This is a genomic window from Enterococcus sp. AZ020 (assembly GCF_050499205.1).
Taxonomy (GTDB): Bacteria; Bacillota; Bacilli; order Lactobacillales; family Enterococcaceae; genus Enterococcus_L; species Enterococcus_L dunnyi.
This window is the reverse complement of the sequence record NZ_JBIPAT010000001.1, coordinates 1,544,315-1,565,085: the sequence shown is the minus strand read 5'-3', so window position 1 is coordinate 1,565,085 and position 20,771 is coordinate 1,544,315. Positions and strand designations below refer to the sequence as shown.

The 20,771-nt window shown below is 37.2% G+C and carries 14 protein-coding genes; 5 read left to right on the top strand and 9 right to left on the bottom strand.

Going from position 1 to position 20,771, the window contains the following annotated elements:
* Nucleotides 1-235: 235 nt before the first annotated feature.
* A complete protein-coding gene (locus IGI58_RS07570) occupies nt 236-1,855 on the top strand; it encodes a TPM domain-containing protein (RefSeq protein ID WP_429953926.1) in 1,620 nt (539 codons plus the stop codon).
* Nucleotides 1,856-1,904: 49 nt separating this feature from the next.
* Here the strand turns inward: IGI58_RS07570 and IGI58_RS07565 are convergent, their stop codons facing one another.
* The 3 genes from IGI58_RS07565 to IGI58_RS07555 all read right to left on the bottom strand — a co-directional run bounded on the left by IGI58_RS07565 (nt 1,905) and on the right by IGI58_RS07555 (nt 4,949).
* Nucleotides 1,905-2,954, bottom strand: coding sequence for a bifunctional transcriptional activator/DNA repair enzyme AdaA (locus IGI58_RS07565; protein ID WP_429953927.1), 1,050 nt, complete (start codon nt 2,952-2,954; stop codon nt 1,905-1,907).
* Between the two features lie 15 nt (nt 2,955-2,969).
* A complete protein-coding gene (locus IGI58_RS07560; protein WP_429953928.1) occupies nt 2,970-3,794 on the bottom strand; it encodes an isocitrate lyase/PEP mutase family protein in 825 nt (274 codons plus the stop codon).
* Between the two features lie 396 nt (nt 3,795-4,190).
* Entirely contained in the window at nt 4,191-4,949 is a 759-nt protein-coding gene (locus IGI58_RS07555; RefSeq protein WP_429953929.1) for a peptidoglycan amidohydrolase family protein, read from the bottom strand.
* A gap of 695 nt (nt 4,950-5,644) precedes the next feature.
* On the opposite strand from IGI58_RS07555, the gene IGI58_RS07550 reads away from it, so the two are divergent.
* Nucleotides 5,645-9,946, top strand: a complete 4,302-nt coding sequence (locus tag IGI58_RS07550) for an LPXTG cell wall anchor domain-containing protein (RefSeq protein WP_429953930.1) — start codon at nt 5,645-5,647, stop codon at nt 9,944-9,946.
* A gap of 115 nt (nt 9,947-10,061) precedes the next feature.
* Here IGI58_RS07550 and mnmG read toward each other — a convergent pair whose 3' ends face one another.
* Both mnmG and mnmE read right to left on the bottom strand, forming a co-directional pair.
* On the bottom strand, nt 10,062-11,960 hold the full coding sequence (gene mnmG, locus IGI58_RS07545) for a tRNA uridine-5-carboxymethylaminomethyl(34) synthesis enzyme MnmG (protein WP_429953931.1): 1,899 nt from the start codon (nt 11,958-11,960) through the stop codon (nt 10,062-10,064).
* Between the two features lie 13 nt (nt 11,961-11,973).
* Nucleotides 11,974-13,371 (bottom strand): tRNA uridine-5-carboxymethylaminomethyl(34) synthesis GTPase MnmE, encoded by a 1,398-nt coding sequence (gene mnmE / locus IGI58_RS07540; protein ID WP_429953932.1) that lies wholly within the window; start codon nt 13,369-13,371, stop codon nt 11,974-11,976.
* Nucleotides 13,372-13,630: 259 nt separating this feature from the next.
* Between mnmE and IGI58_RS07535 the strand changes: the two genes are divergently transcribed.
* Nucleotides 13,631-13,972: a hypothetical protein gene (locus tag IGI58_RS07535; protein WP_087641624.1), complete on the top strand. Its 342-nt coding sequence runs from the start codon at nt 13,631-13,633 to the stop codon at nt 13,970-13,972.
* Between the two features lie 223 nt (nt 13,973-14,195).
* Here IGI58_RS07535 and jag read toward each other — a convergent pair whose 3' ends face one another.
* From jag to rpmH, 4 genes are all read right to left on the bottom strand, one after another.
* The gene (gene jag, locus IGI58_RS07530; protein ID WP_225535085.1) at nt 14,196-14,969 is read right to left on the bottom strand and encodes an RNA-binding cell elongation regulator Jag/EloR; all 774 of its coding nucleotides are present in this window, start codon (nt 14,967-14,969) and stop codon (nt 14,196-14,198) included.
* Between the two features lie 15 nt (nt 14,970-14,984).
* Nucleotides 14,985-15,812, bottom strand: coding sequence for a YidC/Oxa1 family membrane protein insertase (locus IGI58_RS07525; RefSeq protein WP_087641626.1), 828 nt, complete (start codon nt 15,810-15,812; stop codon nt 14,985-14,987).
* A 15-nt stretch (nt 15,813-15,827) separates the two neighbouring features.
* Entirely contained in the window at nt 15,828-16,166 is a 339-nt protein-coding gene (gene rnpA, locus IGI58_RS07520; protein ID WP_087642049.1) for a ribonuclease P protein component, read from the bottom strand.
* Nucleotides 16,167-16,980: 814 nt separating this feature from the next.
* The gene (gene rpmH, locus IGI58_RS07515) at nt 16,981-17,115 is read right to left on the bottom strand and encodes a 50S ribosomal protein L34 (RefSeq protein WP_010762140.1); all 135 of its coding nucleotides are present in this window, start codon (nt 17,113-17,115) and stop codon (nt 16,981-16,983) included.
* A 609-nt stretch (nt 17,116-17,724) separates the two neighbouring features.
* On the opposite strand from rpmH, the gene dnaA reads away from it, so the two are divergent.
* Entirely contained in the window at nt 17,725-19,068 is a 1,344-nt protein-coding gene (gene dnaA, locus IGI58_RS07510; protein ID WP_087641627.1) for a chromosomal replication initiator protein DnaA, read from the top strand.
* Between the two features lie 200 nt (nt 19,069-19,268).
* Nucleotides 19,269-20,399 carry a DNA polymerase III subunit beta gene (gene dnaN, locus IGI58_RS07505; protein WP_087641628.1) on the top strand — a complete coding sequence of 377 codons (1,131 nt, stop codon included), beginning with the start codon at nt 19,269-19,271 and terminating at the stop codon, nt 20,397-20,399.
* The last annotated feature ends 372 nt before the right edge of the window (nt 20,400-20,771 follow it).

Sequence of the window (20,771 nt, the reverse complement as noted above, 5' to 3'; positions counted from 1 at the left end):
ATTTTTACGAAAAATGATTAAAATTGTCCGTTAATAGTTATGATATGAAATAATTTTATGTCAAAATAGCCGCATTGATACTAAACGAAAATAATCAATAGAGTGTATGAATAAAGAGGCATAGACACGCCCTATTTCCTGAATTTTTTTGGATTTGTACTCAATCAAAAAAATGATATGGTAATATATGTATTAAGAAAGAAAAACAAATCAAATAAACACACGAGGAAATCCTATGAACAACACACACACAATCAGATCAAACGTTACCTTAAAAAGGCTCCTGATTTTCACAGGTCTTGCTCTTTTCTTCTTCTGGCAGCCAGCTGTTTCTTCTGCGGAAAGCTTTTTTGTCGATGATCAGGCAAACCTATTGAGTCAGCAAACCAAAGAACAGATCATCCGAGCGAATGAGGAAACATTTAAGCAGCTGCCAGGCAGTCCGCAATTCGTTTTACAAACGATTCAAAAGCTGCCGCGAAATGAAACGATCGAATCTTATGCGAATAAAACGTTTCAAAAATTAGGCATCGGTGACAAGGAGCTGGATAATGGCTTTTTATTTGTGATCGCTGTACAGGATCGGAAATACCGCTTGGAGGTCGGTTATGGCGTAGAAGATGTCATTACGGATAGTATGAAGCGTGCGATCGTCCCTGCCAGTGTGGAGCAATTATTTCGCGAAGAAGACTATAATCAGGGGCTAAGTATTATCAGCACGAACATCATCGGTACGATCAATAGTCGCTATGGCAATTATGATGCATCTAAAAAGGAAGTTGCAGAACTTGATCAGACTGAAAATGATGATTCTTATACCTATCAAGCTACAGCGCTGAAAAAGAATTTTGCTTATTATTTCGAGATCGTTCTCGGTTTTATTATGGATCATTTCGTCTTTTTAGTGGTGCTCGCCATTGGAAGCATCATTGGCTTTGCTTTTTTACGAAGTGCTTTATATACGCGCCTAATCAAAAAAAGGCTGTTTGATCCGATCCGTCATACAAAAGTGCACCATATCGGCAAAGCGTCATTGATTGAAAAATCAGTGCTGGCTTTAATGAAAGACGAAGCTTCTTTTAACGCTCTGTTATTTGCCTATTTCGGAAAAAATAAACCACTGCTGCGTTATTTAGCACGAATCTATTTTAAAAGTACCGTTATCGATTATGCAATAGAAATCGGCAACTATAAAACGCATCACTTAACGACAGCGAATCAGCTGACCTATTATGAGTGCTGTTTAACGATCAGTGAGCCTTATTATGACGCGTTTTATCAAAATTTAGGTGATTTTCTTACCGATCCTCAAAAGTTGCCGCAAGCTCAGACAGCATTACTTGAGCAATTAAAACAATCAAATGAAGACTACTTGACTACGTTACACAAAATCGTTCAAGCACGCATTGCTTTTAAGGAAACAAAAGCGATCGTTCAAACGTATGTACAACAGCGTATTTCAAAGACTAGCTATACGAAGCAAAAAGAACGGTTACTGATTTTATTGATTTCCTATCACTTATTGAAAGATCAAGATACTAGCGCAGAGAATTTCATGAAAAATGCAAATGGGTTTGAGAAGGAATTGCCTTCAGCTTTTAAAAAGGGGGAGCGTGATTTCAAAAAAATCGAATCGAGCTACTACCCTAAAGCCATAAAAGATTTAGATGCTTGTCTATTTTTAGGAAAATCTCCTGGATTAGGCTTCTCAAACTATCATACACTGCAAAGCTTTACCATTTCCAGCTATCGAAGCAGCAGTTCCGGAGGCTCTTCCGGCAGTAGCAGTGGAGGTTCAGGTTCTTCTGGTGGTGGCGGTTCATCTGGCGGAGGAGGATTTTCCGGCGGTTGGTAATAAAAAAAGAGTACTGCTTCACTTTTTTTCAGTGAGCAATACTCTTTTTTTAGTCACTATATTCTTTTTCATGCTTCAACAACCATTTTTTTCGTTCGATCCCGCCGCCATAGCCGCCTAAGTTGCCATCTGTCTGGATCACTCGATGGCAAGGAATGATGATCGCCAGTTGATTCGCACCATTCGCATTTCCTACCGCACGCATGCCGTTTGGATTGCCGATGGCGTTAGCCAGCTCTTTATACGATGACGTTTTACCACGCTCGATTTCGGTCAAAGCTTGCCAAACACTCTTTTGAAAATCAGAACCTATGCATAAATACGGTGTCTTAAATTCATCCAGCTGCTTATCGAAATAGAGCGCTAATTCTTCCTTGATCTGCTCATTGATTTTCGTTTTTCCAGGAACGATCGATGCATTCATTCGATTCCGTAGCCGCTCAATTTCTCTTTCTAGACCGCGACGGTCAACAAATTCCAATAAATATAAATAGTCATCATCTGCAATGCTCATCATTGGTCCTAAAATCGTATCGATCCAATCTGCAGATAAGCTTTTGATTTCTTTTGATTTTTTGGGATTGCTGCCCATGATTTTTGAAAATGCATCATAAAAGCCACTCGGCGAATCATACCCCATATCTAGTTGTGTATCGATTGTTTTTTCCCCTTCTTTGATCGATTTCAATGCGATCCCCATCCTTCTTGAACGTGCATATTGAACAAACGTCATACCGTAAACTTTTTTAAATTGCCTTCTAGCCGTCATTGAATGAATCCCCAAATCGGCAAAGTCTTGATCTTTCCAGCGTTTTTCCGGATTTTCCTCGACCAGCTCGACCATTTTCTGCACTAACGGCGGGATCTCTCTTGGAAAGTACAGTGGTTTACAACGTTTGCACGGACGGAACCCCGAAAGCAATGCTTCTTCTGCCGTTTCATAGAAGGTACAGTTTTCATATTTCGGTTTTCTGGCTGGACAGGTCGCATGGCAAAAAATACCCGTCGTTTTGATCCCGACAAAGAAAATCCCATCATATGTAGAGTCCTTCGCTAATAAGGCTTTATAGTAGCGTTTTTGTTCCTTTTCGCTGATCATTTTGGCGTCTCCTTTCTATCCTTGTCTAAACAACTCGATTTTTCCTTGTTCTTCATAAGGAATAAACTCTTTTAACAGTGATCTATAAAAATCAACTAAACTATCCTTTGATTGCTCATTATAAAGAAAATAAAGTGATGGACCATAACTGATTCTTGAAATACCTAAATCAAGATAATCTTCTAACCTATCCGCTTGAATATCCAGCATTAAATTGATCGGTAGCCTTGTTTCTTGTACGATTCTTTTGATATGTTCTTTATTTTTTAAACCTGGTATAAAAATACCATCAATTCCAGTTTTTTCATAGCTGTTGATCCGTTCGATCGTTTGTTTCAGCAGCTGTTCATCCTGATTGTTTTGAATGATATCACCTACAAAATATATATCTGTTCGAACATTGATGAATAGATCCTTATTCATCTCAATAAGTTTGTTTTTGATCGATAATAACCGGTCTTTCTGGGTTTTTACAGAAAATAGAGACGTCGTATTTGGTATTTTATCTTCAATATTGATGCCGATTGCTCCACTTGCAACAACTTGCTCAATCGTAGAATTCAAATCAGTTGGACTAGTTCCATATCCAGATTCGATATCTACTGTAACAAAATTATTTTTTGTATCCATTTCGCTCACATAGTTTAAAAGCTCAGTTAATGGAATATTTTCGCCATCTTGATAACTATAAAAATCCGATATCGCGTAGCTACCCGTCGGAAGCAACTTGATTCCTACCTCGCTTAATGCCTTTGCACTTTCTACATTCCAAATATTTAGCAAAATCAGTGGCTTGTCTTTCTTATGTGCGTCTCGAAATTGTTCAACCTTTGTTTTCATGTGAGTAAATCCCCCCTTCATCTTATAGGAATAGTTTACTGCTATTTTATGAAACGTTCTTTCGAAAAATGAACATCAATTTTTTTCTTTGGAGTATTTTTAAGTTAGCGTTATTGAGGAGTTTATCAGTGTTATCTATGAACAACAAAAAGAAACCCGCTCTTTGGGGGAGAGCGGGCAAAAGGAGTTAAAAAATGAAAAAGTGTTTTGTTAGGGTTGTTTGTTTGGTATGAATATATAATAACGCCAAATTGTGACGATTTTGTGTTCAAAAAATGGTTTATTTTTTACGATTATGAGGATAAAGTCTGAAATTCCTCAAAAATACGGTGATTACTTCGTTTCTATCCAGTTACCTGTTTAAAATATCACTTAGATCAAAGGATGCCTTTCAACTTAATTGAAAAATCCTTTCCCCCATGTAGTATCGATTCGACCATCATTCGGACCGACAGCAATATACCGTCGATTGCCTCCACGATCTAAATAACTGATCCAGACATAGCCATTACTATGTGTATATCGATCATAGTGGATCGGTGATCCGGGTAAATAATAGGCAAGTGCTGGACTCACAACATCATCAGGATCGGTGTCTTTACTCACTGCTAAGCGTCTGTCTGGATAAAAGGTACCGGACTTTACGAGTAATTTTCCCTCTCCTTGCTGCGGTGTTGGTTTTGGTGCTGGGACAGCTGGAATTGGCGGAGAACTGTCTCCTTGACTATACCGATAAATAGTCATTTCTGGGCAGCCATTCAGATACCAGATCGTATCATGATTATTTACTGTGATACCATCATATCCATAATTGCAATGAATGATCGAATCCAAATCATCAATAAATATTCCAGTATGTCCAGCTGCACCGCCAGAAGCACCTCGATTTCCCCAAATGAATATATCTCCTCGTTTCGCTGGGTAATTACCTGTACTATCCGCTTGTACCATTGTCCAGCCTGCTTTTTCTAAATGAGAAAAAAGTGTATCTGTATTCCCCATTGTTCCACTAGCTAAAAATCCTCCAGCTATTAAAGAAAAATAGACTGCACTAGAACAATCATAACTATTTGGTCCTAACCTTGCTGTCATTGAATATGAAACTTTTCCTTGACGTTCAGACATCCATTGAATCATTTTTTCAAGCTTGGTCATTAGCTTCAACTCCTTTTCTATCCGTTATCTTCATAATTCTTGATTTCTTACTTAGTTTACTCGTTTTACTCCCTCTTCGACTGTCTACTTTCTGTTAGCTTTCTCCCAGCTTGATTACATAACAGTAAAATCCTATTTTCCTGCAATTAAAATGTTTCACATGAAACAAAAAATTAGCATGCAAGCTGACATAGATCGTTCAACGCTTAGCCTATTTTTCACCGATCCTCCAGTCCATAAACTTCAATTCCCTACTTAAAGTTTGTCATTTATTGAATATTTTTTTACCCAACATATTCTAAAAGTATTGATTTTTTAGCTACATTTACATGAAAATTAGATTTTATTTATAAATAATATTTTTATATCAACGTTATATTTTGATTAGTTTTAAATAAGTAGTTGGATGTTCAGAAAACAAAAAAATCCCACTAACATAATGGCTTTATTTTTGAAAAAAAAACATCTGCACTTTTTTTAAATTTCTAAATAATAAAACTAACTGTTATTAATAAAATGAATGTTCCTGTTACCTCTCAAAAAATTATAAATTCAAAGAAAAACATGATAAATAACTTACTTAGCATTATTGTATAATTACATTTATGCAAATATAAATGGCTTAACGAGGGTATTGCTTTACTGCAGAATCATGCAGTGAAAAATGAAAAATAGTAAAAGGAAGGTAAGATTTAATGAATTATTCATGGAGAAAGGGAACCTTTAAGTTTTTATTGTACTCAAGTACATTACTTATTGGTGCATCAACACCTGTGCAAACACTGGCTACGACAATTGATCAGGTCAGCCAATCGACACAGTCAGCATTACAACGAGATTATATAACTACATTGCAGGACTATGAACAAGCAAAATCGGATTATCAAACCGTAAAAAACAATTATGACCTTGCGCTAAGCGAGTATAATAATGCAAAGAAAGCCGCAGATGATGCATATACTGAAGCGACTGACCTAAAAACAGATCTGGACAATCTGAAAAAACCTTACGAAGATAAGTTGTTGGTATTTGAAGAAACAAAAAAAGCATATGAAGTAAATAGAGCCAATTATGAAGCAAATAAAACGGAATTTGAACAGCAAGCCGACGAATATGAAGGTATCAGACTTGCTTACGAAGAAGAAAAAGCCGCTTATGAGTCAACAAAAGAACAATTTACAACTATGCAGGATGACTATCTAGCTGCTTTGGCGAGCTATGAGGAATTAAATGCTGACGCTGAGGATAAAAGAGCGGCTTATGAATTAGTTCGTGAAGACTATGAAGCAAAACGACTAAATTATGAAAAAGCTGCACTCGCTTATGAAGAAATTCAAGTAGCATATAATGAAGCCAAAAAAGCTTATACATCTCAACTCGCAGATTATAATACACAAAAAGGTAATTATGAAACTGCATTGGGCACATACACAACAGTAAAAAATGCTTATAATTTGAATGCTGCTGCTTTCAATACTGCTGCTAACTCTTATGACACATTGAAAGTTGAACTAGAAACAGCAAAAACAGCATACACTAGTGTAAAAGCTACCTATGATCAAGCTCTCAGTGATTACAATCTACTATTAAATAACTACAATACAGCAAAAGATAGTTATTTAACGGAAAAAGAAACGTATGAAACACGTTCAGCAGAACTTAACACAGCTATCGCTAATTATGAAAGTAAGCTGGTGTCTTATGATGCGATCAAAGAGAACTATAATACGACAAAACAAGCCTATGAAGCTGCTTTGACAAATTACAATACGTTATCTGATCAATTAGCTGGTTTAGCAACTCAATATGAAACTGAAAGAAGCGCTTATGAAGCAGAGAAACTGATCTATGATCAAAAAACAGCTACTTATGAAGCGGAAAAAACAACCTATGATCAACAAAAATCCGCTTATGACAGACAACTCGCAGATTATACAACTAGTCTAATTTCATATGAAGAAAAACGGACAGCTGCTGAAGCACTTATGGCACAATATGAAGAAGGCTCTGTTGAATATGCCACTGCTCTTTCAGCATTCAATGAAAATAATGCGCTTTACAATGACGTAAATGCCAAATATCAAGCGGTTAAAGCTCAGTCAGATCAACTAACTACTCAATTTAATGAGACCCAAACTGCGTATGACAAAGTAGCTGCTGATTATCAGACGATTGCTACTTCTTATGACACGATCAAAAAACAATACGACGCACTTGTTGTACAACGTGATCAAGCAAAAACGGATTATCAAAAGCTGGAATCAGACTATAACACGATCAGCACAAGCTACACACAAGTCATGCAAGTTTATACTGAAACAGAAGCAGATTATCAAAAAGCTCTTTCAGACGTTCAAGCAGTCAATGACTTATATGCAAAAGCCAAAGCTTCTTATGATGATGTTTTAGCTGACTTTACAAGTGGTTTGGATGCTTATACCAAAATCGAAAAAGAATACAATACAGCGTTAACCTCTTATGACGAGACAAATCAAAAATTTGAAAAAGCTCGTGCTGAGTATGATCGTTTACTATTGATACAACAAGACTTAAAAATTCAATTGACAACATTAAAGGATGAGCTTTCACAAGTTGAAACAACCTTTACTGATTTAGGTAAGACATTAGCGACTACTCAAGACCAATTTACTGCTTTAGAAACACAATTTGACGATACAAGAGCTGTCTATTTAGAGGTAAAAAATCAATTTGATACTGTAGATGGACAATATACATTAGCAAAAGAAAGTTACGTTGCTACACAAGCCGCAATCAGTAAAGTAGTACAGACTTATCAAGAACGTAAAAATGAATATGATGCTCTAGCGGCGTATTACGTTGGTGTTAAAGAACAATATGATAATACTTCAGCAAACTTTACTAAAGCATCAGCATTATTTGAAACGCTGAAGCAAAAGCAAGCGGCACATGAAACAGAACATCAAGCGACCGTAGACGAATTTGAGGCTATAGCAGCTACTTTTGAAACGTTGAAAACAGAATATGGTGTCTTGGATACTAAATATATAGCTGCAAATGCCGCATGGAAAAAAGCAGATGAAACATACAAGACTGCAGCAGGCAATTTAGACTCTCTTCAAGGGCAATATACAGAAACTCTGAATGCCTATAACCAACTAAAAGAGAAATATGATCTTGCCAAAGAAGACTTCAAAACAGCAGCCAAACCATATGAGGATGCATTAGAAGCCTATAAAAATGCAGTCACTGCTCAAACAACGATCAATGATGCGATCACTGAAATGAATAACGTTCTTGATACATTCCCAACAGATCAAATCACGCAGGATAATCTAACTGGTATACCAGATGCTCTAGCAACGTGGCAAGCTAGATATGATGCGGCAGGAGCAGCACTTGAAGCAGCCTTAGCGGATTCTTGGCCGATCATTGAAGACTATCAAGCGAAAAATGATGCGTATAACCTTAGTTCAATAGCGCCAGATATTAAATTGGATGTTGTTTATAATCCTGTTGCATTTAAAACAGAATTAACAGATTTTATTGATGAAGCAAAAAAGGTTATGGAGAAAAATGTTGCGATGGCTAAAATTTATCAGCAATATTATCTAGCTTATTCCGATTATCAAACTGCATTTGATGCTTATACAGCTGGATGGAGCATTGGAAATGATGGCGATAAAAATGACGATTATACAAATACGTGGCAGCCTATTTTTAATTCGCTAAATACGCAAGATTTCACGCCGATTTCACCAGAATATACATCTGAAAATTTACAAAAAATGACCACTGCAGATGAATGGAATACTTTCGTTGAAGCCTATATAACAGCTGTAAACAAACAAGTAGAAAACTTTGCTACTTATGGAAATTATCTAAAAGGAGTGTCAGCTTCATGGACTGAGGCACAATCCAACTTAAAACAAGCTGTCGAGACCTTCAATAAACAAACAAATAGCTCAGTACAAATTTATTTTTGGGGTGATCCTATCCCTAGCTCGATCGATAGTATGATTGCTCTAACTACCACTATTGCTGCAGAAAATATAAAAAGTTTACAAAACACGCCACTACCTCAGATCCCTGGACATTCAATATCTATTTATGATTGGATAAAGACTAATTTTAGACAAAGTGGACAATACAGTGGCGTTATTATAGGTCAAAATCCAGATATTGTTATAGCATTTCCAGAATTTACTATGGAAACAGTTACAACTAGTCTAACTCCATTGGAAATCTACGAAATCACAGCACCGGATATCCCACCAGTACCTGATATGCCGGAAGCACCGATTAAACCTGTAGCTGAATTATCTGAGCCATTGAACGTTACACCAGTAACTGAACCTGAAAATCTTTCGAAAGAACCGACACCAGTATCTACAAAAGAACTGATTGGAGTTACTGATGTTGAATTGATTGAACTAACAACAAAAACACCATCAGAACCACTACAATCAGTTGAAGATATTGATGGTGTTGAAACGATCACAGATATAGAGAAGGAAACGGAAGAAGCAACAGAAAGTACTTCTCCTGATGCTCCACTTGAAATAGATGACTTAGAGGATGTTACAGAGGTTGATCCTTTAGAAAAACCTAAAGAGATGGAAAAAGCACCTGAAGTAACTGCTCCATCTACGCCAAATTTAACAGCACCAGAAACTGTTGATGAAGCAACGAAACCAGTTGAAAAGGTCATTGATTTAACTGATCCAACTGATCCAAAAATGGCAGAAGCACCTATCGCAAGTGCCGTGCCAACAGCACCATTATCATTGGTAAAACCTACAGAAAAACCAAAAGATCCAGTGACTACTACTGTGACAACAACAAGAGCTGTTGCTCGTACAGGAGCCACTACTTTGCCAAATACTCGCTCTCAAAGAAAATTACCAAATACGGGAACAGAGACTTCTACTGCTGCTCAAAGCATGGGTGTTTTCATGGCAGGAGCTGCCGGATCACTTTTATTTTGGAAGAGAAGAAAAGGCAAACACGAGAAATAAATCTCATGTAATTAAATTATAAGAACACAAGCCCAGTGAGGAATACCTCGCTGGGCTTGTGTTTTTCGGTCAATAATATCTTTATTTAAATTTTTTACTCATTAAGTCAATTAATTTAAGGCTTAACCTTTGCTATCTTCCCTTGTTCGATATACACCATCAATATCGAAATATCAGCTGGGTTTACCCCGCTGATTCGGCTCGCTTGAGCTATCGTTTCTGGTTGGATTTTTTGCAGTTTTTGTTTGGCTTCTGTTGCTAAGCCGTTGATTGCTTCATAGTCGATATTTTCTGGAATACGTTTGGCTTCCATCCGTTTTAGTTTATCGACTTTTTCTAATGCTTTTTTGATATAGCCTTCGTATTTTAGTTGGATCTCAACTTGTTCAATCACTTTTTCGTCTAGTTTTTCTTCAGCTGCCGGAATAAATTGCGTCACTTCATAATAGCTCATTTCCGGGCGTTTTAAGAAGTCGCTCGCTAGAACACCATCTTTCAGTGGGACTGAGCCTTTCGCTTCTAAAAACGCTTGTACGTCGGCTGTAGGCTTCACTCTGACAGAACTTAGACGAGCAATTTCTGCTTCCACTGCTTTTTTCTTTTCTAAATAAGCTGTATACTGCTCTTCTTTCACTAACCCGATCGCATGACCTTGTTCTGTTAAACGCAAATCAGCATTATCATGACGTAAAATCAATCGATATTCCGCTCTAGAAGTCAATAATCGGTAAGGTTCATTGGTGCCTTTAGTTACCAAATCATCGATCATTACGCCGATATAACCATCGCTGCGCTTCATGACAAACGGTTCTTTTTCTTGCACTTTTAAAGCAGCATTGATACCGGCGATCAAGCCTTGCCCAGCGGCTTCTTCATAGCCGCTAGTTCCATTGGTTTGTCCTGCTGTAAAGAGATTTTCGATGATTTTTGTTTCTAATGTTGGACGTAATTGATGGGGTACGACCACATCATATTCGATTGCATAACCCGTTCGCATCATCTCTGCTTTTTCTAAACCAGCAACCGAATGCAGCATTTCTGTTTGAACATCTTCCGGTAAAGAAGTAGACAAACCTTGTACATAGACTTCTTCTGTATTCAATCCCTCTGGCTCCAAGAATAGTTGGTGACGAGATTTATCAGCAAAACGAACGATTTTATCTTCGATCGACGGACAGTAACGAGCTCCTACTCCTTCTACGATCCCTGTAAACATCGGTGCCCGATGCAAGTTCGCCTGAATGATTTCATGGGTTCCTTCATTTGTATACGTCAGCCAGCATGAACGTTGCTCTAGGTTGTAGGCACTGTCAGGAGTACTAAAGCTAAAATGATTCGGCTTTTCATCGCCAGGCTGTTCTTCTGTCACAGAATAATCGATCGTACTTGCTTTGACACGCGGTGGTGTTCCAGTTTTGAAACGATCCATTTCTAGTCCTAATTCTTTTAAATGATCCGCTAAGCCAATTGACGGTAGTGAATTATTGGGGCCAGAAGAATACTTCAGTTCGCCGATAATGATTTCACCGCGCAACGCAGTTCCGGCAGTGATGATCACAGCTTTACTATGATATTCTGCACCCGTTGTTGTCACAACGCCTTGACAGATACCATCTTCTACGATCAGCTTTTCTACGATGCCTTGACGCAAGGTTAGGTTCTCTGTGTTTTCGATCGTATGTTTCATTTCTGTCGCGTAAGCATGTTTGTCCGCTTGGGCGCGCAAGGCGCGAACGGCCGGTCCTTTTCCTGTGTTCAGCATCCGCATTTGGATGTATGTTTTGTCTATATTACGGCCCATTTCGCCGCCTAGAGCATCGATTTCTCTAACTACCACCCCTTTGGCTGGTCCGCCGACTGATGGATTACACGGCATGAATGCCACCATATCTAAATTGATCGTTAGAAGTAAAGTTTTACTCCCCATCCGTGCAGATGCTAAAGCGGCTTCTGAACCGGCATGTCCTGCGCCAACAACGATTACATCATAAGATTCTGCTTTAAATTGATTCATCGACTCTTCCTCTCTATTTTCCTAAACAAAATTGACTGAATAATTGGGTGATCAGTTCATCTTGAACACTGTCACCGACGATTTCACCTAAAAAGTCCCAGCAGCGGGTCATGTCCATTTGCACAAGGTCGACCGGCATCCCCGCTTCAATCCCGCGGATCACTTCGTCCAATGCAATTGCTGCTTGATCAAGCAACGCGATATGGCGGGTATTGGAAACGTACGTAGCGTCCTTTTCTGCTGTTTGTCCGCCAAAAAATAAATCTGCGATTTTCAGCTCTAAAGCATCCATCCCTGTATTTGATAAGACAGACACTGGCAAGATTTCTTCATCGTTCACTAGCTGCGCTAAAGCTTCTTTGTCTAATACAGCTGGTAGATCCATTTTGTTTAATAAGATGATTCGTTTTAATCCTTCTGTTGCTTCGAGTAATTGTTTGTCTTCTTCTGTCAATGCTTCACTTTGATTCAACACAAGTAAAATCAAATCAGATTCAGCCAATGCTTTACGACTGCGTTCTACCCCGATCCGCTCCACAATATCTTCTGTTTCACGAATACCAGCCGTATCGATCAGCTTCAATGGTACGCCACGAACATTTACATACTCTTCGATCACATCACGTGTGGTTCCAGCGATATCAGTTACGATCGCTTTTTCTTCCCGTAATAAGTGATTCAGCAAGCTTGATTTACCAACATTTGGTCGACCAATAATAGCTGTGCTCAGGCCTTCGCGTAAGATTTTCCCTTGTTTAGCTGTCGTTAACAGTGCTTCTATCTGACCTTTGACAAAACCAGCTTTTTCTAATAATAATTTTGTAGTCAACTCTTCCACATCATCATATTCCGGATAGTCAATGTTTACTTCCACTTGAGCTAATGTTTCTAAAATTTCCTGACGCAAGGAACGGATCAACGACGATAAATTCCCATCCAGCTGATCCAAAGCAACATGCATTGCTTTATCTGTTTTCGCCCGGATCAAATCCATGACTGCTTCTGCCTGTGATAAGTCCATCCGACCATTTAAAAATGCTCGTTTAGTAAATTCACCAGGCTCAGCTAAACGCGCACCTTCTCTCAATAATAATTGAAGCAACTGATTGACTACGACGATACCGCCATGACAGTTGATCTCAACTACATCTTCCCGCGTGAAGGTTTTTGGCGCCCGCATCACAGAAACCATGACTTCATCCAATAAATGTTGATCTTTAGGATCGATGATATGACCATAATGAATCGTATGCGTTGGTACATCTAATAGCTGTTTCTTTCCTGAGCGATAAACTTTATCTGCGATCGTGATCGCATCTTCACCACTTAAACGAACAATACTGATCGCGCCTTCACCTGGAGGCGTTGAAATCGCAGCGATCGTATCAAATTCTAGTGTTATTTGTTGCATGATTGTCTTCCTTTCTAAAAAATAAATCATTTTATGTATATTTCTATTTTAGACTACAAAAAAAGCGCCCACTCCACCCTTATTTTTTCAGGTTGGATCTAGCACTTTCACTGCATCAATACCTATTCATTTCTTGACATAGGATAGCATAATTTTATTTTTTTCGCAAGATTATTTCTTTATGAAAAGTTGCTTTTAATTTTGCATTTCTGCTTCTTTATTATTAAAATAAATATATAGAAGAATGGAGGTTCCAATCATGAGAAAAGGAAGAAAAGATGAGTTTACCGTAGAAGAGTTAGAAAACCGTTTAAGCAGTATCACATTATCTACTGGAAACGTCAATAAAAAATATATTGTTCGGGATATCGTTTTTGCGACAGATCGAATCGAAACGGATTTATTTTCATCAGAAGTAAACGCAAATGAAGTATTCAGCGGCGTTTATCGGCAATTAAAGGAAATCGCATTCGAGTATCAGGCAGATGCCGTTATCAACTGTCATTTTGAAGAAAAATATGTTGAATATCAAGGAAAATGGGTCGTAGAGATTTTTGCCTATGGAACAGTGATCCAATTCACACAAACAACGATCGGTTGATTTTTTCACAAATAAAAAAACCTGATCCAAAAAGAATCAGGCTGGAAGAAGCACGAATGCTTCAACTACTTTATCATCGTATTTTGTACGTTGATAAGAATGATTTCGTTTAAAATATACTTTGTTTGATAATATTTGTCAATGTATTTTTTTGATAAAAATAGCATTTAAAACAATAAATGACCCTTTAAAAAAAGTTTTTTTAAAGGGTCATTTGCTCTTCTTAAAAGTGTTTTTTTGCAGGTTCCACAACTAAGTAACGATAAGGTTCATCGCCTTCTGAATGGGTTTGGATCTGATCATCTTTGCTTAGTGTGAAATGAATTTGTTTTCGTTCAAACGCAGGCATTGGCTCTAAAAAGACTGGTCGGCCTGTTTGTTTGACTTTTTCAGCAGTTCTTTCTGCTAGTCGTTGTAAAATCGCTTGGCGTTTTTCACGATAATCGCCAACATTCACAACAACGGATAATTTATTTGCAGCAACACGATGAACAAAAACTTGTGCTAAATACTGTAATGCATTAAGAACACGCCCATGCTTACCGATCAAGATTCCTTGTTTTTCTGTATCCAAATGGAAGACCAAGATCCCTTCATTACGTTCTAAACGAACTAATGCTGGAGCATTCAATTCTTTTGAAATATTCGTTAAGTACAAGGCCAATTCAGTAATTGCTTCCTCATCTTCGAGGTTTTCCAAAAGTTTCGGTTCAGAAGAATCAGAAGCTTTAGCCGCTAGCAACTCTTCAGCTGCTTCTTCCACTTTTACCTCTTCATCTGTTACAATGATCTCTTCGACAACTTCTTCTACTGCTTCTGCGATTTGTTCACTGACAGTAGGTTCGATCGAAACTTGGGCAAGCTTTTTACCAAAGCCTAAAAATCCTTTTTTGGCATCAGAGATCACGTTGATCTCTACGTCTTCTCTTGTCAAATTCAGTGCGTGTAAGCCCTTAGTTGTTGCTTCTTCGATTGTGTTTCCCTCATAAACCGGCACCTGGAAACCCTCCTTTTATTTCTTCTTATTTTTTTTCTTAGGATTCATTGCTTTTTTCAATGCTCTTTCACGTTCTTTGACTTGTCGCTCAGCCTCCGCACGTTCTCTACGGATCTTGAATGGATTATTGATCAATAATGTTTGCCCTACTTGGAACGCGTTAGAGATCACCCAGTAAAGAGATAATCCACTGGCTAAATTCATCCCCATAACAAAAATCATTACTGGCATCGCAAAGCTCATGATTTTTAATGAGGCATTTGATTCAACTTGACTCATACTTGTCAAATATGTGCTGGCAAATGTGAAGACTGCAGCTAGAATCGGTAAAATCAAATACGGGTCAGGTTTACCCAAATTCAACCACATGAAGCTTCCTTGCTTCAACTCTGGTACTCGAGAAATCGATTGATATAGCGCCATCATGATCGGCATTTGAATCAATAGAGGTAAACAGCCAGCGTATGGATTGACATTATTTTCTGCATATAATTTTTGTTGTTCTTCACGGAATAGACGTTGTGTTTCCGGATCTTTTGAAGAATATTGTTTTTGCAGCGCTTTTAGTTTCGGTTGTAATTCTTGCGTCTTACGCATGCTTTTTGTTTGGAAATGCATCAATGGTAATAGGATGATCCGAATCACTAAGGTAAATAGGATGATCCCGATACCTGTATTTGCTGAAATGGATAAAAACTTGATTGCTTCAGCAAAATAATAGACAATATAGCGGTCCCAAATCCCGGTACTATCAGCATTAATTGGCGCTGTGCCGCAGGCAGATAAGACAAAAATCAGGGAAATTAGACCTGCCATCAATAATAAACGTTTATACTTCTTCACAAAACTGTTCCTCTCTTATTTCAAAATTTTTGCAAGTTTCAATACATGCGTGATGTTGCGATGGATTTCTTCAGAAGTCAATGCATCCACTCCTGGTCGGGCAATGATGATAAAATCACAAGTTGGCTCGATCGACTCTTTTAATTGGTAGATCGACGTGCGGATTTTACGCTTGACTGCATTTCGAACAACTGCGTTGCCGATTTTTTTTCCGACAGAAATTCCCACACGAAAATGTTTTTGTTCTGGTTTTTCCAAAACATAGACAACAAACCTTCGATTGGCACAGGATTGTTTGTGCTGAAAGACGGCTTGAAATTCTTTTTCTTTTTTTACTCTATAGGATTTTTTCATCTGCATCCCTTTGTTTCTTTCTTTTTTACTCACATACAATAATAGCATAGTTCCGTCATTTTTTTTCAAATTTAAAGGAAAATATCCAGAGATTTTGAATGTCATGACTCTAATTCAATATATTATCATTTATTCGCTTTTTTTTCACTTGATTTCTTGTAAATATCGGGGGAAAATAAACAGTATTTTGTTGATTTATGTTTGTCTTGCTTTTTGATGTCTATATCTGATGATTATAATCGACAACATTATTTTTAAATGTCATTTTTTGGTTTCTTTCATTAATTATGACCTTTCAAAGAGTAGGAAGCTAAATTCAGGGGAAAAAATGATAAAAAGCTATTTAGGATACTTCGCTTCCTTAAATTGCTAAATACTGTTTATCACTGACTCCGGCAAAGCCATTCTCAGTCCTTCGATTCTTGGTGCTTTAGCTCTTAGAAATTGATGCGATCGAAACTATATGGAAGTACTATTTTGTTGTTTGGCTGATGTCCTTTGCTTATTTAAGCGTTTAACGTTTCACTAGTGCAGTCCTTCAATTCTTAGAGTTTTAGCTCTTAGAAATTGATTGTGAAGTTTTTTTATTTAGCTGATATCGTTTATTGCTTGTTTTAGTGTTAAGCGTTTGGTGATTTACTAGTAAGGACACTTCGCTCCCTTTGGTCGCCAAGTATTGTTCATCATCTGCTCTGGCGAAGCCAGTCGCAGTGATTCACAACAAAAGAACCCTTTATTATTTTCACATATACTTTGTGAAGATAATAAAGGGTTCTTAAAGTTCGTTTGGTTTGTTATTCAAAATCAACATATATTATGCTGAAATAACTTTTCTACCTTTACGACGTCTGCTCGCTAATACATTGCGACCATTTTTTGTGCTCATACGTTTACGGAAACCGTGAACTTTTTGACGTTTACGTTTGTTTGGTTGATATGTTCTTTTCATCTTGTTCCACCTCCTGAAATTGTAACTATCCATCAATACATAGACATACTTTGATAGTATACCTAGTATTGGGTAGATTTGTCAATAAATTTTCAGGAATATTTTTCTTATGAACGACAATAAGTTATCCACAAAATGCTGATTCTTCCGAATAGACTGTGGATAGTTTTTTTCTAACGCTTGATTTATTTTTCGTTTATACGCCACTTTTACACAAAAAAACAGGATGTTTAAAAGTTATGCACATTTAATTTTCCGTCTGTGCATAACTTCTCTAAAACGCTGATATTTCCACGTTTGTTTTACAGAATGTATTGTGGATAAATAAAATAACAAGTAGAAATCCACAGTCTATTTTCTATCTGTGGATAATTTTTTAGACATCTGTTGATTTATTTTCCACAATTCACAATTTGCCTGTGGAAAAAGTTCGAAAAAAATGATAAAATTCTATTTGCTTATCTATTTGTATTTGTGCTGCTCTTTTATATAGAAAATAAGATATCAACTTATTTCACTTGATCAGCTCATCTTTGAAAAAGGATAGAGTAGGCTGACTAGTCTATTTTCAGTCACGGCTGAACATTTTTAATTTAAGGAGGTCGCTATATGCCCGATATGGAAAGTTTCTGGAAAGATCTTGAGAATACTTACCAATCTGTTTTATCTGCCCCAAGCTTTGATGCTTGGATCAAAACAGCTCAACCATTAAAGCTGGAAAACAATCAATTATGGTTGGAAGTTCCTTCTGCCGTTCATAGAGACTATTGGGAAAAAAACTTAGCTGCAAAAATCGTTGAAACTGGTTTTAAATTAACTGGCGCTGAAGTAATGCCTCATTTTGTTGTGACCGATGAAAAAGAAGCCATAATGATCCAAGAAGAAAAAAAGGAAGCTCCAGCTCCTGAAAAGATTTCTGAGCATAGCAAAAAAGCCTTGTTGAACCCTAAATATTCCTTTGACACATTTGTTATCGGAAAGGGCAATCAAATGGCTCACGCAGCTGCTTTAGTTGTTGCAGAAGATCCCGGTTCCATCTACAATCCACTGTTTTTCTATGGCGGTGTTGGTTTAGGTAAAACTCACTTGATGCATGCGATCGGTCATCAAATGCTGCAAAACCGACCAGATGCTAAAGTAAAGTATGTCAGCAGTGAAACATTTACGAATGAGTTTATCAACTCGATCCAAACGAAAAATTCAGAGCAATTTAGAAAAGAATACCGGAATGTTGATTTGTTGCTTGTCGATGATATTCAATTTTTAGCAGAGAAGGAAGCGACTCTGGAAGAATTTTTCCATACTTTCAATGATCTCTATAATGAGAATAAACAAATCGTTCTAACAAGTGACCGACCACCAAATGATATTCCTAAACTGCCGGAACGTTTAGTTTCCCGCTTTGCCTGGGGCTTATCTGTCGATATCACGCCACCTGATTTGGAAACCCGAATTGCGATCCTCAGAAAAAAAGCAGATGCAGAACGCTTAGAGATCCCAGATGACACGCTAAGCTACATTGCTGGTCAAATCGATTCCAATATTCGTGAACTTGAAGGAGCTTTGGTGCGTGTACAGGCTTATGCTACGATCAATGGAGAAGATATTTCTACAAGCTTAGCTGCTGATGCACTGAAGTCACTAAAATCGGTCGGTAGTCAAAATCATTTGTCCATTCTCCAAATTCAGGAAGAAGTTGCAAAATATTACCATATTCAGCTGAAGGACTTAAAAGGGAAAAAACGTGTGAAATCGATCGTTGTCCCTAGACAAATCTCGATGTACCTCTCTAGAGAAATGACGGACAACTCTTTACCTAAAATCGGTGCTGAGTTCGGTGGAAAAGACCATACGACTGTGATCCATGCGCATGAAAAAATCCAACAATTATTGGAAAAAGACCCCACCATTCAAAAAGAAGTCGCTGAAATCAAAAACCTGCTCAATTCATAGGTTGTGGATAAAAATAAGAAAACAGAAAAAGTTTTCCACAAGTTATACACAGGTGGAAAACTCTGATTCTATTCTGTTTATCTAGTTTTCCACAGAATTAACAAGACCTACTACTTTTATTATTTATTTATATATAAATACAAAGATTCCGCGACAGAGTTTTTCTATTTTAAAATCAAAGAAAAAGGAGTTTAATCATTATGAAAGTAACTGTAAAGAGAAATACATTTTTACAAGAACTACAAACCGTTCAAAGAGCCATTTCTTCTAAAACAACGATCCCTATTTTAACTGGGGTAAAAATCGTATTAACAGATGAAGGTCTATCATTGACTGGTAGTAATGCAGATATTTCTATTGAAAGCTTTTTAAGCCAAGACGACGAAAAAGCTCAAATGACGATAGAGTCTACAGGAAGCATTGTGCTGCAAGCTCGTTTCTTTGGTGAGATCATCCGTAAATTACCTGAGGATATGTTTACACTTGAAGTATTAGAAAACAACCAAGTAGCGATCACTTCTGGTAAAGCTGACTTTACTGTCAATGGTTTGGATGCTGAAAATTATCCACACCTTCCAGTCATCGATGCAAAAAATCAAATTCAATTACCTGTCCACCTGTTGACAAAAATCATCAATGAAACAGGTTTTGCGGTATCACTACATGAAAGCCGTCCAATTTTGACAGGCGTTCATTTTATTTTAGAAAATCAAAAATTATTAGCTGTTGCGACAGATTCTCACCGTTTAAGTCAACGTGTGATTCCGATCGAACAAGCGGCAGAAGATTTCAATATTGTTATTCCAGGAAAAAGCTTAACTGAACTTTCTCGTTCATTTACAAATGAAGAAGAAATGGTAGAAATCAGCATCATGGAAAATCAAGTGCTGTTCAAAACACAAAATATGTATTTCTATTCTCGTTTATTGGAAGGAAATTATCCTGATACCAATCGTTTGATCCCAACAAGCTTCAATACAGAAATCGATTTTTATGTACCGGAATTATTGTCAGCGATCGATCGTGCCTCTTTACTTTCACATGAAGGCCGTAACAATATCGTTCGTTTAGCCATTGCTTCAGATTCTGTTGTTCTTTACGGAAATTCTCCAGAAATCGGTAAAGTAGAAGAGCCATTGAGCTATGAAAAAGTGTCAGGAGATCCTTTAGAAATTTCATTCAATCCAGATTATATGAAAGATGCACTACGTGCATTTGGAGATATGAGCATTACTGTGAAATTTATCTCAGCGATTCGTCCATTTACATTGGAACCAACAGAAACTGATTTAGATTTTATTCAGTTGATTACACCTGTTCGTACGAATTAAGAATTAGATATAAATATAAAAAGCTGCTACATGTTTTTAATGCATGTAGCAGCTTTTTTATAGTCTTTAAAAGTCTGATTTGGTGTAAGTCATCCAGAAAAATTCATAGATGCCTCATTGTTTATATATCCATTGCAGCCAATAATCGACAGTCTATAGTTCATAAATAAGGACCATAAAACCCACGAAATGAAATTGTCATCTTATTCATTGCGTGGATTTTTTGATTCGATTGATTTTCGCTCATTCTTTTCATAAAAATGTAAAATCGGTTGTAAAACTTTCAGCCCTTTCAACTTTAAATACCTTCTTAAAATGCATTTTAAGAGTTTTTTATTCCTTGGAATATTTTTTATCGATTATATTCAAAAT

Bases quoted from the DNA above. Each gene is read 5' to 3' on its own strand.
- IGI58_RS07570 (WP_429953926.1), top strand. From the start codon at position 236: ATGAACAACACACACACAATCAGATCAAACGTTACCTTAAAAAGGCTC.
- IGI58_RS07565 (WP_429953927.1), bottom strand. From the start codon at position 2,954: ATGATCAGCGAAAAGGAACAAAAACGCTACTATAAAGCCTTATTAGCG.
- IGI58_RS07560 (WP_429953928.1), bottom strand. From the start codon at position 3,794: ATGAAAACAAAGGTTGAACAATTTCGAGACGCACATAAGAAAGACAAG.
- IGI58_RS07555 (WP_429953929.1), bottom strand. From the start codon at position 4,949: ATGACCAAGCTTGAAAAAATGATTCAATGGATGTCTGAACGTCAAGGA.
- IGI58_RS07550 (WP_429953930.1), top strand. From the start codon at position 5,645: ATGAATTATTCATGGAGAAAGGGAACCTTTAAGTTTTTATTGTACTCA.
- mnmG (WP_429953931.1), bottom strand. From the start codon at position 11,960: ATGAATCAATTTAAAGCAGAATCTTATGATGTAATCGTTGTTGGCGCA.
- mnmE (WP_429953932.1), bottom strand. From the start codon at position 13,371: ATGCAACAAATAACACTAGAATTTGATACGATCGCTGCGATTTCAACG.
- IGI58_RS07535 (WP_087641624.1), top strand. From the start codon at position 13,631: ATGAGAAAAGGAAGAAAAGATGAGTTTACCGTAGAAGAGTTAGAAAAC.
- rnpA (WP_087642049.1), bottom strand. From the start codon at position 16,166: ATGAAAAAATCCTATAGAGTAAAAAAAGAAAAAGAATTTCAAGCCGTC.
- rpmH (WP_010762140.1), bottom strand. From the start codon at position 17,115: ATGAAAAGAACATATCAACCAAACAAACGTAAACGTCAAAAAGTTCAC.
- dnaA (WP_087641627.1), top strand. From the start codon at position 17,725: ATGCCCGATATGGAAAGTTTCTGGAAAGATCTTGAGAATACTTACCAA.
- dnaN (WP_087641628.1), top strand. From the start codon at position 19,269: ATGAAAGTAACTGTAAAGAGAAATACATTTTTACAAGAACTACAAACC.